Here is a 12,079-nt window from a genome sequence, read left to right on the forward strand (position 1 = left end):
ATGACCATGAAAGCACTTGTTATCGCGACCTTTGCGCTGTTCAGCAGTTGCTCGATCAGCGCCGCCGAAAGCGACCTGATCAAACAGGGCGAATACTTGGCCCGCGCTGGCGACTGTGTCGCCTGCCATACCGCCAAAGGCGGCAAGCCCTTCGCCGGTGGCCTGCCGATGGAAACCCCGATTGGCGTGATCTACTCCACCAACATCACCCCAGACAAGACCGGCCTGGGCGACTACAGCTTCGAAGACTTCGACAAGGCCGTGCGTCATGGCGTCGCCAAGAGCGGTAGTACGCTTTACCCAGCGATGCCATACCCGTCCTATGCGCGTGTCAGCGACAGCGATATGCAGGCGTTGTATGCGTACTTCATGAAGGGTGTGGAGCCGGTCGCCCAAGCGAACAAGGCCAGCGACATTCCGTGGCCCTTGAGCATGCGTTGGCCGTTGGCGGCGTGGCGCTGGATGTTTGCGCCGGAGGTGGCGGACACCCCGGCCGCGGACGCCGACCCGGTGATCAATCGTGGCGCGTACCTGGTCGAAGGCCTCGGCCACTGCGGCGCATGCCATACACCGCGTGCCCTGACCATGCAGGAAAAAGCCCTGAGCGCCACCGATGGCAATGCGTTCCTGTCTGGCAGTGCGCCGTTGGAAGGTTGGATCGCCAAGAGCTTGCGTGGCGACCATAAGGACGGCCTCGGCAGTTGGAGCGAGGAGCAACTGGTACAGTTCCTCAAGACCGGTCGCAGTGATCGCAGCGCGGTGTTTGGCGGCATGAGCGACGTCGTAGTCCATAGCATGCAGTACATGTCGCAAGACGACCTGACCGCGATCGCCCGTTACCTCAAGAGCCTGCCGGCGGTCGATCCCAAGGACACGCCGCATGTGTACGACAAGCAGGTGGCCCAGGCGCTGTGGAAAGGCGATGACAGCCAGGCGGGTGCGTCGGTGTATATCGACAACTGCGCGGCCTGCCACCGTACCGATGGCCACGGCTACACACGGGTGTTCCCGGCGCTGGCGGGCAACCCGGTGTTGCAGACGGCGGATGCGACCTCGTTGATCAACATTGTGTTGAACGGCGGCACCCTGCCAGCCACGCACGCGGCGCCGTCCACCTTCACCATGCCGGCGTTTGCCTGGCGCCTGTCGGATCAGGAAGTGGCGGATGTGGTCAGTTTCATCCGTGGCAGCTGGGGCAATAAAGGTGCGCCGGTCAAAGCCAGCGACGTGGCCGACCTGCGCAAGCACGATATGCGAACCACCTCGGGCGATGACCTGGGGCAGGTCACGCAAAAGCACTGATTCCTGGCTAGCCGCCAAACGGCACTGGTCAGGAACCCCGCGCCTCGATACTGTATATAAAAACAGTATCGAGGCGCTTTTATGTCTACTCCGCTGCCGCCCCGTGGCCGGGGCACGGCCACCAACCTGCACAACCGCTTCGCGCCTACGGTCAGCGTGGCCGAGGACGATGGCTGGTACCAGGAAGTGCCACCGACCCAGGGCACCGAAGTGCGCATTGAGACGGCCAAGACCATCATCACCCGCAATAACTCGCCGGATTTACCCTTCGATCGTTCGATCAACCCTTATCGCGGCTGCGAGCATGGCTGTATCTATTGCTATGCGCGGCCCAGCCATGCCTATTGGGACATGTCGCCGGGGCTGGATTTCGAAACCAAGCTGATCGCCAAGAGCAATGCCGCCGATGTGCTGGAGCAGCAATTGTCCAAGCCGGGCTATGTATGCGCGCCGATCAACCTGGGTTCCAATACCGACCCCTACCAGCCCATCGAGCGTGAATACAGGATTACCCGGCAAACCCTCGAAGTACTGCTGCGTTATCGGCACCCGGTCACCATCATCACCAAGGGTTCGCTGATCCTGCGCGACCTCGACCTGCTCACCGAACTGGCCCGCCAGCGCCTGGTGGCGGTGATGATCAGCCTCACCAGCCTGGACGACGAGCTCAAGCGCATCCTGGAACCGCGCACGGCAGCGCCCAAGGCACGGCTGCGGGCGATCCGGGTGATGCGCGAGGCGGGGGTTCCGGTGGGCGTGCTGTGTTCGCCGATGATTCCGATGATCAACGACAGCGAACTGGAGAGCCTGCTGACCGAAGCCCACGCTGCTGGTGCGCAAAGCGCCGCCTACATGATGCTGCGCCTGCCGCTGGAGGTGGCGCCGTTGTTCGAGGAGTGGCTGGCGGCGCATTACCCGCAGCGCGCAGCCCATGTGATGAGCCTGGTGCGTCAGGTACGTGGTGGCGAGGTGTATGACAGCCGTTTCGGCGTGCGCATGCGTGGCGAAGGGCCGTTTGCCGATTTACTCGCACAGCGTTTCAGCAAGGCGATCAAGCGCCTGGGGCTCAATCGTCGTGAGGGGTTTAATCTGGATTGCACGGCGTTCTGTCCGCCGGGCAGACAGATGGCGTTGTTGTAGACTGATCAGGAGGAATGCACCTTCCTTGTAGGAATAGTCGCGTTTTGACATCACTGAAACCCGCGATCTAGAGCGGTTCATTCAGTTTGAGTTAAGTTTCGACGGTTACTTTGATCAGCGAGTGACTGATGAGTCGGCACCTGGGTTTTTGGAGTTTTACAACTATTCCACTGGCCGGGCGTCGAACTGTCCTGAACACTCCCCTGCATTAATCAAGAGGATGAATCATGAGTGATAAGGATAAACAGCCGTTGGCTGCGTCGGCTTCAGCCCCTCAAGTGGCGGAGTCCGCCGATGCAGCGCTCAAGCACATCGTTGACGGTTTTTTGCATTTCCATCACGACGTCTTCCCCCAGCAGGAAGAACTCTTCAAGAAACTCGCCACGGCCCAGAGCCCAAGGGCGATGTTCATTACCTGCGCCGATTCGCGCATCGTGCCCGAGCTGATCACCCAAAGTTCGCCGGGCGACCTGTTCGTGACCCGTAACGTCGGCAATGTGGTGCCGCCCTACGGCCAGATGAACGGTGGTGTTTCCACGGCCATCGAGTACGCGGTACTGGCCCTGGGCGTGCAGCACATCATCGTGTGCGGGCACTCCGACTGTGGTGCCATGCGCGCTGTACTCAACCCAGACAGCCTGGAAAAGATGCCGACGGTAAGGGCCTGGCTGCGGCACGCCGAGGTCGCCAAGTCTATGGTCGAGGACAACTGCGACTGCGCCAATGAAGGCGAGAGCATGAAAGTGCTGACCGAAGAAAACGTCATCGCCCAACTGCAGCATTTGCGTACCCACCCTTCCGTGGCATCGCGCATGGCCAATGGCCAGTTGTTCATTCACGGTTGGATCTACAACATCGAGACCAGCGAAATCCGCGCCTACGATGCTGACCAGTCGGCGTTCCGCTCGTTGAGCGGCGACGGGCCGATCCCTTCAGCGACGCCTAAAGCGCGCTTCTAAAACACTTCCCTGCCGGGTAAAGCGGTGGCTGCCATGGATGCAGCCAGGCCTTACCGCGCCCGGCGAATGCCTCGGGAGAGTCATCATGCGTGCTGCTCAATTGAAAGCTGTTTTGCCACGGGAGCTGCTCGCCTCGGTGGTTGTGTTTCTGGTCGCCTTGCCGCTGTGCATGGGGATCGCGATCGCGTCCGGCATGCCGCCGGCCAAAGGCCTGATCACCGGCATTATCGGTGGCCTGGTAGTGGGTTGGTTGGCGGGTTCGCCGCTGCAAGTCAGCGGCCCGGCGGCGGGTTTGGCGGTGCTGGTGTTCGAGTTGGTGCGCCAGCACGGCATGTTGATGCTGGGCCCGATCCTGTTGCTGGCGGGCTTCCTGCAACTGGTGGCCGGGCGCTTGCGCCTGGGCTGCTGGTTCCGCGTGACGGCGCCAGCGGTGGTGTACGGCATGCTGGCGGGGATTGGCGTGCTGATTGTGCTGTCGCAGATTCATGTGATGCTGGATGGCGCCCCCAAGCCTTCCGGCCTGGACAACCTGGCGGGCTTCCCGGCCGCCTTGGCCGAAGCCATCCCGACCCTTGGTGGCGGGCTCGGCTGGCAAGCGGGTTTGCTTGGGTTGTCGACGATGCTGGTGATGTACCTGTGGGATAAATTTCGCCCGCAACCGCTGCGGTTTGTGCCGGGTGCCCTGCTTGGTGTGGGCCTGGCAACGGTCACCAGCCTGGTGCTGGCATTGCAGGTCAAGCGCGTGGAAGTGCCGGAAAACCTGGCCGATGCCATCGACTGGCTGCGGCCCAGCGACCTGCTGAACCTGGCCGATCCTCAATTGCTGATTGCAGCCTTCGCTGTGGCATTTATCGCCAGCGCCGAAACCCTGCTTTCTGCCGCGGCCGTCGACCGCATGCACAGTGGGCAACGTTCAGATTTCGACAAAGAGCTTTGCGCCCAAGGCGTGGGCAACATGCTCTGCGGTCTGGTCGGTGCGTTGCCGATGACCGGCGTGATTGTGCGCAGTTCAGCCAACGTCCAGGCCGGTGCCACCACCCGTCTGTCGGCGATGTTTCATGGTGTGTGGTTGCTGGGCTTCGTATTGCTGCTGTCGAGCGTGCTGCAAAGCATCCCGGTGGCGAGCCTGGCGGGCGTGTTGGTGTACACCGGGATCAAGTTGGTGGACGTAAAGGCGTTCAAAGCCTTGGGGCGCTACGGGCGGATGCCGATGTTTACCTATGCGGCCACCGCGCTGGCGATCATCTTTACTGACCTGCTGACGGGAGTGCTGGTGGGCTTTGGCCTCACGTTGGTCAAACTGGCGCTCAAGGCATCACGGCTGAAAGTCAGCCTGATCGACCTGCCCCAGGATGGCGAGATGGAGCTGCGTTTGACCGGTGCGGCGACCTTTCTCAAAGTGCCGGCGTTGACTCAGGTGCTGTCGACGGTGCCTGCGGGGACCACGGTGCATGTACCGCTCAATAACCTCAGCTATATCGACCATTCCTGCCTCGAGTTGCTGGAGGAATGGGGGCGGGCCAATGCGGCGAAGGGTTCGAAGCTGGTGATTGAGGCGCGAGGTTTGAAGCGACGGCTCGAAGGCCGGGTCAGGACGACGACGGGGATCGGTTCGGCGCCATCAGTCGGCTGATGAAGCCGGATCAAAAAGTGGGAGGGGGCTTGCCCCCTCCCACATGTGTTTTGCGTCTATCTTAAGATTCAGGCGGGTTGGTCCAGCGCCAACTCAACCCCCAACTGCCGCGACAGGCACGGCCAGCGCTTCCACGCAGCCTCGGTGTTCGGGCTTTTCAGTTGCTCGCGGTAGGTCTCGACCGACTCCAGAGCAAAGCTCTCTTCGTTGAGCATCTCGTCCACCGCCAGGTGCACGGCTTCATCGAGTTTGTTGGCAAATTCCTCGCCGATCAACTGATGGGCAATCAGGTTCGCCACGGTGGTATCCGCCGGAATCAACGGCTGGCCGAAGTGCTTGATATACAGATCGTTTACTTCTTCCACCAGCCGATGGGCCAGGTAGGCCTCGTCCAGCAGTCCGTCGAGGCCTTCGTGACCCGCCAGGATCGCTGGTGGTTGCAGGAAGAAATGCTCGGCAATCTTCAGTACCGGCTTGATCTGGCTTTCGATACCGGCCTCGCGGGCCACGTCATTGGCGGCGTCGAGCAAGTCCGGGACGAGGTCAATGTAGGCTGTGACAAAGCGTGCCATGACGATGTTGCGATCACCGTCAGCCAGGGAAATGGCCGAATGCAGGTGCGGCAATTGTTTTTCCAGTTGCTGGGCAAGCTGGCCCGAGGTGGCTTCGTGTTGATGGGCACGGGAAATCTGCTCGCGCAATGCGGCGGTGTTCATGGACGCTCCAGTGATGCAGGCATAGGAAAAGGGAGAGGATAAGTTAGCTCGTTTATACGAGGCCATCAGACGTATTTGTCATAATTGTTTCATGGTTATGCGCGGGCGTTATATCGAATTGCCATCGTTCGTCGGAAAAACGATTCCGCAGCCTATTTCATTAGTTTTTTCCCACCTTTTTTGCTCATTTGCCCCTACACATTGCGGGGTTGCAGAGCCTGTCTATACTCGGGTTTGTACGCGATTAGCTGATGACGCCAGACTGCATAAGCAGGCAAGGCTAAGCGGTTGTAAGCAGTATGGAAGCCGCTCCCTTCGACGCAGGTGCAAACCGGCGGGATAACAAGAACGATAAGGGGAACCCGCAATGATGCGACATCCACACGTTTGGATGGGCCTCCTGTTGTGGTCGGTATTCGGCCAGGCGCACGCCGCCTGGACAACGAATATGGCGCCAGGGGCAACAGAAGTCAGTCACGCTGTGTTCGACCTGCACATGACCATTTTTTGGATCTGTGTGGTGATCGGCATCATCGTATTTGGCGCCATGTTCTGGTCGATGATGGTCCACCGGCGCTCCACCGGCCAGGTCGCGGCCAAGTTCCACGAGAGCACCACCGTGGAAATCCTCTGGACCGTCGTGCCCTTGCTGATCCTGATCGCGATGGCCATTCCGGCAACCAAGACCCTGATCAACATCTACGACAGCAGTGAGTCGGATATCGATATCCAGGTCACCGGCTACCAGTGGAAGTGGCATTACAAATACCTGGGCCAGGATGTGGAGTTCTTCAGCAACCTGGCCACGCCTGCCGAGCAGATCCACAACCAGGCCACCAAGGGCGAGCATTACCTGCTCGAAGTCGACCAGCCGCTGGTGCTGCCGGTGGGCGCCAAGGTGCGCTTTCTGGTCACCGCCGCCGATGTGATCCACTCCTGGTGGGTGCCGGCCTTTGCGGTCAAGCGCGACGCCATCCCCGGCTTCGTCAACGAAGCCTGGACCCGTGTCGAGAAGCCCGGCATCTACCGTGGCCAGTGCGCCGAGTTGTGCGGCAAAGACCACGGCTTCATGCCTATCGTGGTCGAGGTCAAGTCCAAGGCCGACTACGAAACCTGGCTGGGTGAGCGCAAGGCCGAGGCGGCCAAGCTCAAGGAACTGACCTCCAAAGAGTGGACCCTTGAAGAGCTGGTGGCCCGTGGCGACAAGGTCTATCACACCACCTGCGTGGCCTGTCACCAGGCCGAAGGCCAGGGCCTGCCGCCGATGTTTCCGGCGCTCAAGGGCTCGAAAATCGCCACCGGGCCCGCCGCCGATCACCTGAGCATCGTCTATCACGGCAAGCCTGGCACTGCGATGGCGGCGTTCGGCAAACAGCTTTCGGAAGTCGACATCGCTGCCGTGGTGACTTACGAGCGCAACGCCTGGGGTAACAACAAAGGCGACATGGTCACGCCAAAAGACGTGCTGGCCATCAAACAGGCGGAAAGCAAATGACAGCCTTCATTGCGTTTGCCCCGACCCGCCCCGCCCATTCGTTTGCAGGAGAACGGCCATGAGCGCTGTGATCGATGACCATGGCCACGCCGGTGACCATGCCCACGGCCCCGCCAAGGGCTTGATGCGCTGGGTGCTGACCACCAACCACAAGGACATCGGCACGATGTACCTGTGGTTCGCGTTTGCAATGTTCCTGCTAGGCGGCTCGTTCGCCATGGTCATCCGTGCCGAACTGTTCCAGCCCGGCCTGCAGATCGTCGAGCCAGCATTCTTCAACCAGATGACCACCATGCACGGCCTGATCATGGTGTTCGGCGCGGTGATGCCGGCGTTTGTCGGCCTGGCCAACTGGATGATCCCGCTGATGATCGGCGCGCCCGACATGGCCCTGCCGCGCATGAACAACTTCAGCTTCTGGCTGCTGCCGGCGGCGTTCCTGTTGCTGGTCTCGACGTTGTTCACCCCTGGCGGCGGGCCGAACTTCGGCTGGACCTTCTACGCCCCGCTCTCCACCACCTATGCGCCGGAAAGCGTGACGTTCTTCATCTTCGCCATCCACCTGATGGGCATCAGCTCGATCATGGGCGCGATCAATGTGGTTGCGACCATCCTCAACCTGCGCGCCCCGGGCATGACCTTGATGAAGATGCCGCTGTTCGTGTGGACCTGGCTGATTACCGCGTTCCTGCTGATCGCGGTGATGCCGGTACTGGCCGGCTGCGTGACCATGATGTTGATGGACATCCACTTCGGCACCAGCTTCTTCAGTGCGGCCGGCGGTGGTGACCCGGTGTTGTTCCAGCATGTGTTCTGGTTCTTCGGCCACCCCGAGGTGTACATCATGATCCTGCCGGCCTTCGGCGCCGTCAGCTCGATCATCCCGACCTTTTCGCGCAAGCCATTGTTTGGCTACACCTCGATGGTCTATGCCACGGCAAGCATCGCGTTCCTGTCGTTTATCGTGTGGGCGCACCATATGTTCGTGGTCGGTATCCCGCTGGTGGGCGAGTTGTTCTTCATGTACGCCACCCTGCTGATCGCCGTGCCGACGGGGGTGAAGGTGTTCAACTGGGTCAGCACCATGTGGCAAGGCTCGCTGACCTTCGAGACGCCGATGCTGTTTGCGGTGGCCTTTGTGATCCTGTTCACCATCGGCGGCTTCTCCGGGTTGATGCTGGCGATTGCCCCGGCGGACTTCCAGTACCACGACACCTACTTCGTGGTGGCGCACTTCCATTACGTACTGGTGCCGGGGGCGATCTTCGGGATCTTCGCCTCGGCTTACTACTGGCTGCCGAAATGGACCGGCCACATGTACGACGAAACCTTGGGCAAGCTGCATTTCTGGCTGTCGTTCGTGGGGATGAACATGGCGTTCTTCCCGATGCACTTCGTCGGGCTGGCCGGCATGCCGCGCCGGGTGCCGGACTACAACCTGCAGTTCGCCGACTTCAACATGGTCTCGTCGATTGGCGCGTTTATGTTTGGCGCCACGCAGATCTTCTTCCTGTTCATCGTGATCAAGTGCATTCGTGGGGGCAAGCCGGCGCCGGCCAAGCCGTGGGATGGTGCTGAAGGGCTTGAGTGGAGCGTGCCTTCGCCGGCGCCGTACCACACCTTCACCACGCCGCCGGAGGTCAAATGAACACCATTGTGTATCGCGAGCGCGGTCAGTGTGGGAGGGGGCTTGCCCCCGATGGCGGCTTGCCAGTCGCCATCGCCATTGGCTGTGAGACAGCTATCGAGGGCAAGCCCCTTCCCACATTGGCCTCATTCACATGGGGTGATCGCCATGGCTGAATCCGTGCCCCTCAAGCGGCTGGTCACGCGCCTGTTGATCCTGGTGGTGGCGATGTTCGCCTTCGGCTTCGCCCTGGTGCCGATCTACGACGTGATGTGCAAGGCGTTTGGCATCAACGGCAAGACTGCCGGGCAGTACGAGGGTTCGCAGGTGGTGGACCCCTCGCGCCAGGTGCGGGTGCAGTTCCTGTCCACCAACGCCATCGACATGGTCTGGGACTTTTATGCCAAGGCGGACGAGGTGGTGGTCAACCCAGGCGCCGTGACCGAGATGCTGTTCGTGGCCCACAACCCGACCAATAAGCCGATGACCGCCCAGGCGGTGCCCAGCATTTCCCCGGCCGAAGCGGCGATGTACTTCCACAAGACCGAGTGTTTTTGCTTCACCCAGCAAGTGTTGCAGCCCGGCGAGCGCATCGAGATGCCTGTGCGCTTCATCGTCGACCGCGACATGCCCAAGGATGTGAAGCACCTGACCCTGGCGTACACGTTATTTGATATCACTGCGCGCCAACCGCCGGTGGCTGCCCACAGCGGCGGCTAGCTACTGTTTGCCCCCTTATTCGGGAGAGTAAATACATGTCGACTCATGATACGTACTACGTACCAGCGCAAAGCAAATGGCCGATAATTGCCACGTTTGGCCTGCTGATCACCGTGTATGGCCTGGGCGTGTGGTTCAACGACCTGAAGGCCGCGCGCCCGGAATCCCACGGCCCGTGGATCTTTTTCGTCGGCGGGTTGCTGTTGGCCTATATGTTGTTCGGCTGGTTCGGCGCGGTGATCAAGGAAAGCCGCGCCGGCCTGTACAGCCCGCAGATGGACCGCTCGTTTCGCTGGGGCATGAGCTGGTTCATCTTTTCCGAGGTGATGTTCTTCATCGCCTTCTTCGGTGCGCTGTTTTACGTGCGGCATATGTCGGCGCCCTGGCTGGCCGGTGAAGGCTCGAAGGGTGTCGCGCACATGCTGTGGCCGAACTTCGAATTTGCCTGGCCGTTGCTCAATAACCCCGACCCAAAACTCTACCCGGCGCCTGAGGGCACTATCAGCCCGTGGGGCTTGCCGCTGGTCAACACCATCCTGCTGGTGAGCTCAAGCGTGACCATCACGATCGCCCACCATGCGTTGCGCAAAGGTCATCGCGGCGCGCTGAAAATCTGGTTGGCGATCACGGTGTTGCTGGGCCTGGCATTTCTCGGGTTTCAGGCTGAGGAATACATCCACGCCTATAAAGAGCTGGGCCTGACCCTGGGCTCCGGCGTGTACGGCGCGACGTTTTTTATGCTGACCGGTTTCCACGGCGCCCACGTGACCATCGGCACCATCATCTTGTTTGTGATGCTGATGCGCATCCTGCGTGGGCACTTCAATGCCGAGCACCAGTTCGGTTTTGAGGCGGCCAGTTGGTATTGGCACTTTGTGGATGTGGTGTGGATCGGGCTGTTTTTCTTTGTCTACGTGCTGTGAGGCGTCTTACCACGGCGCGTGAGAAACCAGTTGGCCGCTGAAAAAGCCCCAGGTGATCAGCGCCAGCGTGATCACGGCCAGTACGACACGCACGGTCAAGGCGGTGACGAGGCGGTTGGAGTGGCCCTCGTCCTTGACCAGAAAGAACAAACCACTGAACAGGCTCACAACAGTCGCGATCAGCATCAGGGCAATAGCGGCTTTGAGCATGGTCTGGCTCCTGGACATTGATGAAGAGCGGCGGGCAATGAAAACAAGTATAGCCAGCGCCATGAAACAGTTTCGCCCCGGTATTGCGCCGACATTGGTGGTGTTGGTGCTGCTGCCGTTCATGGTGGGCCTGGGGTTCTGGCAACTGTCGCGCGGGCATGAAAAGCAGCTGCTGCTCGACCGCTATGCCGAGCGCCGTGCGGCCGCGCCCATGAGCAGTGAGCAACTCAATGACAGCGCAGATCCGGCGTTTCGCCGCGTGCATTTGCGCGGTCAATTCGACGCCAACCACAGCGTACTGCTCGACAACCGCATGCGTGATGGCAAGGCCGGTGTCGAGTTGCTGCAACCTTTCCACGATCAGGCCAGCGGCCAGTGGCTGTTGCTCAATCGCGGCTGGTTGCCGTGGCCGGACCGGCGTACCCCGCCCGCTTTCACCACGCCGCAGCAACCGCTGAATCTCGATGCCTGGGTGTATGTCGCCCCCGGCGAAACCTTCCAGTTGCATGCCGACCCGGCTGGCGCGCCGTGGCCGCGATTGCTCACCGCGTTGCATCCCGCTGCGCTCTGGGCAGAGCTGGGCCGCAGCGGTTTTGCCTACGAACTGCGCGCTGAAGCCGGCCCCGGTACGTACGAAACCACGTGGCCGGTAGTCGCCATGGGCCCGGAGAAACACTTGGCCTATGCCGTGCAGTGGTTCGCCATGGCGCTGGCGCTGTTGGTTCTTTACCTCTATCTCGGATCGCACAACAAAAAGGAGAAGCCCCATGGGAGCGGCCACGAATCCACTCAACATGTCTGAACTGCCCGATCGGCGCAAAGGCCGCTGGCAACTGCTGCTGATCCTGCTGATGGTGATCGGCCCGATGGTGCTGGCCACCTTTATGTACAAATTGCAGTTCTGGGTGCCGGACAGCCGCAGTTACCACGGCGAGATGATCGGCAATGGCCAGACCCGCGCGGACATTGGCGTGCAGGCCGATGAACAGCGCTGGCAACTGCTGGTCACCGCGCCCACAGCGTGTGCAGTCGATTGCCAGCAACTGGTGTACCTCTCGCGCCAATTGCAGATCGGCCTGGGCCGCGATGCTTCACGCGCCAGCCACGCCTTGGCGAGCGCGCAGCCGGTGGGCGCCGACTACGAAGCCAAGCTGAAAGCCCAATACCCGCAATTGCAGCGTTATGCGCTGGATGTTTCGACCTTCACCAAAAACGCCGCCGCACCGGGCGAGGCGCAACTGTGGATCGTCGACCCCCACGGCAACCTGGTGCTGCGCTACGACGCCAAGGTCAAGGGCAAGGACCTGCTCAACGACCTGCGCCACCTGCTGAAACTGTCGAATATCGGATAAGG

The 12,079-nt window shown here is 60.9% G+C and carries 12 protein-coding genes; 10 read left to right on the forward strand and 2 right to left on the reverse strand.

The genetic code is table 11. The features are described from left to right. Positions 1–6: 6 nt before the first annotated feature. From PspS35_RS00265 to PspS35_RS00280, 4 genes are all read left to right on the forward strand, one after another. Positions 7–1,302 (forward strand): cytochrome c, encoded by a 1,296-nt coding sequence (locus PspS35_RS00265; RefSeq protein ID WP_159932256.1) that lies wholly within the window; start codon positions 7–9, stop codon positions 1,300–1,302. A gap of 81 nt (positions 1,303–1,383) precedes the next feature. Next, positions 1,384–2,442, forward strand: coding sequence for a PA0069 family radical SAM protein (locus tag PspS35_RS00270; RefSeq protein WP_159932258.1), 1,059 nt, complete (start codon positions 1,384–1,386; stop codon positions 2,440–2,442). 227 nt (positions 2,443–2,669) lie between these two features. Further along, on the forward strand, positions 2,670–3,401 hold the full coding sequence (locus PspS35_RS00275; protein ID WP_159932260.1) for a carbonic anhydrase: 732 nt from the start codon (positions 2,670–2,672) through the stop codon (positions 3,399–3,401). An 85-nt stretch (positions 3,402–3,486) separates the two neighbouring features. Further along, the gene (locus PspS35_RS00280; protein ID WP_159932262.1) at positions 3,487–5,034 is read left to right on the forward strand and encodes a SulP family inorganic anion transporter; all 1,548 of its coding nucleotides are present in this window, start codon (positions 3,487–3,489) and stop codon (positions 5,032–5,034) included. 68 nt (positions 5,035–5,102) lie between these two features. Here PspS35_RS00280 and PspS35_RS00285 read toward each other — a convergent pair whose 3' ends face one another. Continuing rightward, positions 5,103–5,750: a hypothetical protein gene (locus PspS35_RS00285; protein WP_159932264.1), complete on the reverse strand. Its 648-nt coding sequence runs from the start codon at positions 5,748–5,750 to the stop codon at positions 5,103–5,105. Positions 5,751–6,117: 367 nt separating this feature from the next. On the opposite strand from PspS35_RS00285, the gene coxB reads away from it, so the two are divergent. The 4 genes from coxB to PspS35_RS00305 all read left to right on the forward strand — a co-directional run bounded on the left by coxB (position 6,118) and on the right by PspS35_RS00305 (position 10,515). Next, positions 6,118–7,245, forward strand: coding sequence for a cytochrome c oxidase subunit II (coxB, locus tag PspS35_RS00290; RefSeq protein WP_032885077.1), 1,128 nt, complete (start codon positions 6,118–6,120; stop codon positions 7,243–7,245). Between the two features lie 58 nt (positions 7,246–7,303). Beyond that, complete coding sequence (gene ctaD, locus PspS35_RS00295; protein WP_159932266.1) at positions 7,304–8,893, forward strand: cytochrome c oxidase subunit I; 1,590 nt, start codon at positions 7,304–7,306, stop codon at positions 8,891–8,893. A gap of 147 nt (positions 8,894–9,040) precedes the next feature. Continuing rightward, positions 9,041–9,592 (forward strand): cytochrome c oxidase assembly protein, encoded by a 552-nt coding sequence (locus tag PspS35_RS00300; protein WP_159932268.1) that lies wholly within the window; start codon positions 9,041–9,043, stop codon positions 9,590–9,592. A gap of 35 nt (positions 9,593–9,627) precedes the next feature. Continuing rightward, positions 9,628–10,515 carry a cytochrome c oxidase subunit 3 gene (locus PspS35_RS00305; RefSeq protein ID WP_159932270.1) on the forward strand — a complete coding sequence of 296 codons (888 nt, stop codon included), beginning with the start codon at positions 9,628–9,630 and terminating at the stop codon, positions 10,513–10,515. Between the two features lie 6 nt (positions 10,516–10,521). On the opposite strand, the gene PspS35_RS00310 is transcribed toward PspS35_RS00305, so the two are convergent. Continuing rightward, positions 10,522–10,725, reverse strand: a complete 204-nt coding sequence (locus PspS35_RS00310; protein ID WP_017528731.1) for a twin transmembrane helix small protein — start codon at positions 10,723–10,725, stop codon at positions 10,522–10,524. 37 nt (positions 10,726–10,762) lie between these two features. Between PspS35_RS00310 and PspS35_RS00315 the strand changes: the two genes are divergently transcribed. Beyond that, complete coding sequence (locus PspS35_RS00315) at positions 10,763–11,527, forward strand: SURF1 family protein (RefSeq protein ID WP_159932272.1); 765 nt, start codon at positions 10,763–10,765, stop codon at positions 11,525–11,527. After that, entirely contained in the window at positions 11,493–12,077 is a 585-nt protein-coding gene (locus PspS35_RS00320) for a hypothetical protein (protein ID WP_159932274.1), read from the forward strand. The genes PspS35_RS00315 and PspS35_RS00320 overlap by 35 nt, the downstream gene beginning before the upstream one ends. The last annotated feature ends 2 nt before the right edge of the window (positions 12,078–12,079 follow it).

Origin of the sequence: Pseudomonas sp. S35, assembly GCF_009866765.1 — a bacterium.
In the GTDB taxonomy this organism is placed as follows: Bacteria; Pseudomonadota; Gammaproteobacteria; order Pseudomonadales; family Pseudomonadaceae; genus Aquipseudomonas.

Bases quoted from the DNA above. Each gene is read 5' to 3' on its own strand.
- PspS35_RS00305 (WP_159932270.1), top strand. From the start codon at position 9,628: ATGTCGACTCATGATACGTACTACGTACCAGCGCAAAGCAAATGGCCG.
- PspS35_RS00285 (WP_159932264.1), bottom strand. From the start codon at position 5,750: ATGAACACCGCCGCATTGCGCGAGCAGATTTCCCGTGCCCATCAACAC.
- PspS35_RS00270 (WP_159932258.1), top strand. From the start codon at position 1,384: ATGTCTACTCCGCTGCCGCCCCGTGGCCGGGGCACGGCCACCAACCTG.
- coxB (WP_032885077.1), top strand. From the start codon at position 6,118: ATGATGCGACATCCACACGTTTGGATGGGCCTCCTGTTGTGGTCGGTA.
- PspS35_RS00265 (WP_159932256.1), top strand. From the start codon at position 7: ATGAAAGCACTTGTTATCGCGACCTTTGCGCTGTTCAGCAGTTGCTCG.
- ctaD (WP_159932266.1), top strand. From the start codon at position 7,304: ATGAGCGCTGTGATCGATGACCATGGCCACGCCGGTGACCATGCCCAC.
- PspS35_RS00320 (WP_159932274.1), top strand. From the start codon at position 11,493: ATGGGAGCGGCCACGAATCCACTCAACATGTCTGAACTGCCCGATCGG.
- PspS35_RS00300 (WP_159932268.1), top strand. From the start codon at position 9,041: ATGGCTGAATCCGTGCCCCTCAAGCGGCTGGTCACGCGCCTGTTGATC.
- PspS35_RS00275 (WP_159932260.1), top strand. From the start codon at position 2,670: ATGAGTGATAAGGATAAACAGCCGTTGGCTGCGTCGGCTTCAGCCCCT.
- PspS35_RS00310 (WP_017528731.1), bottom strand. From the start codon at position 10,725: ATGCTCAAAGCCGCTATTGCCCTGATGCTGATCGCGACTGTTGTGAGC.
- PspS35_RS00315 (WP_159932272.1), top strand. From the start codon at position 10,763: ATGAAAACAAGTATAGCCAGCGCCATGAAACAGTTTCGCCCCGGTATT.
- PspS35_RS00280 (WP_159932262.1), top strand. From the start codon at position 3,487: ATGCGTGCTGCTCAATTGAAAGCTGTTTTGCCACGGGAGCTGCTCGCC.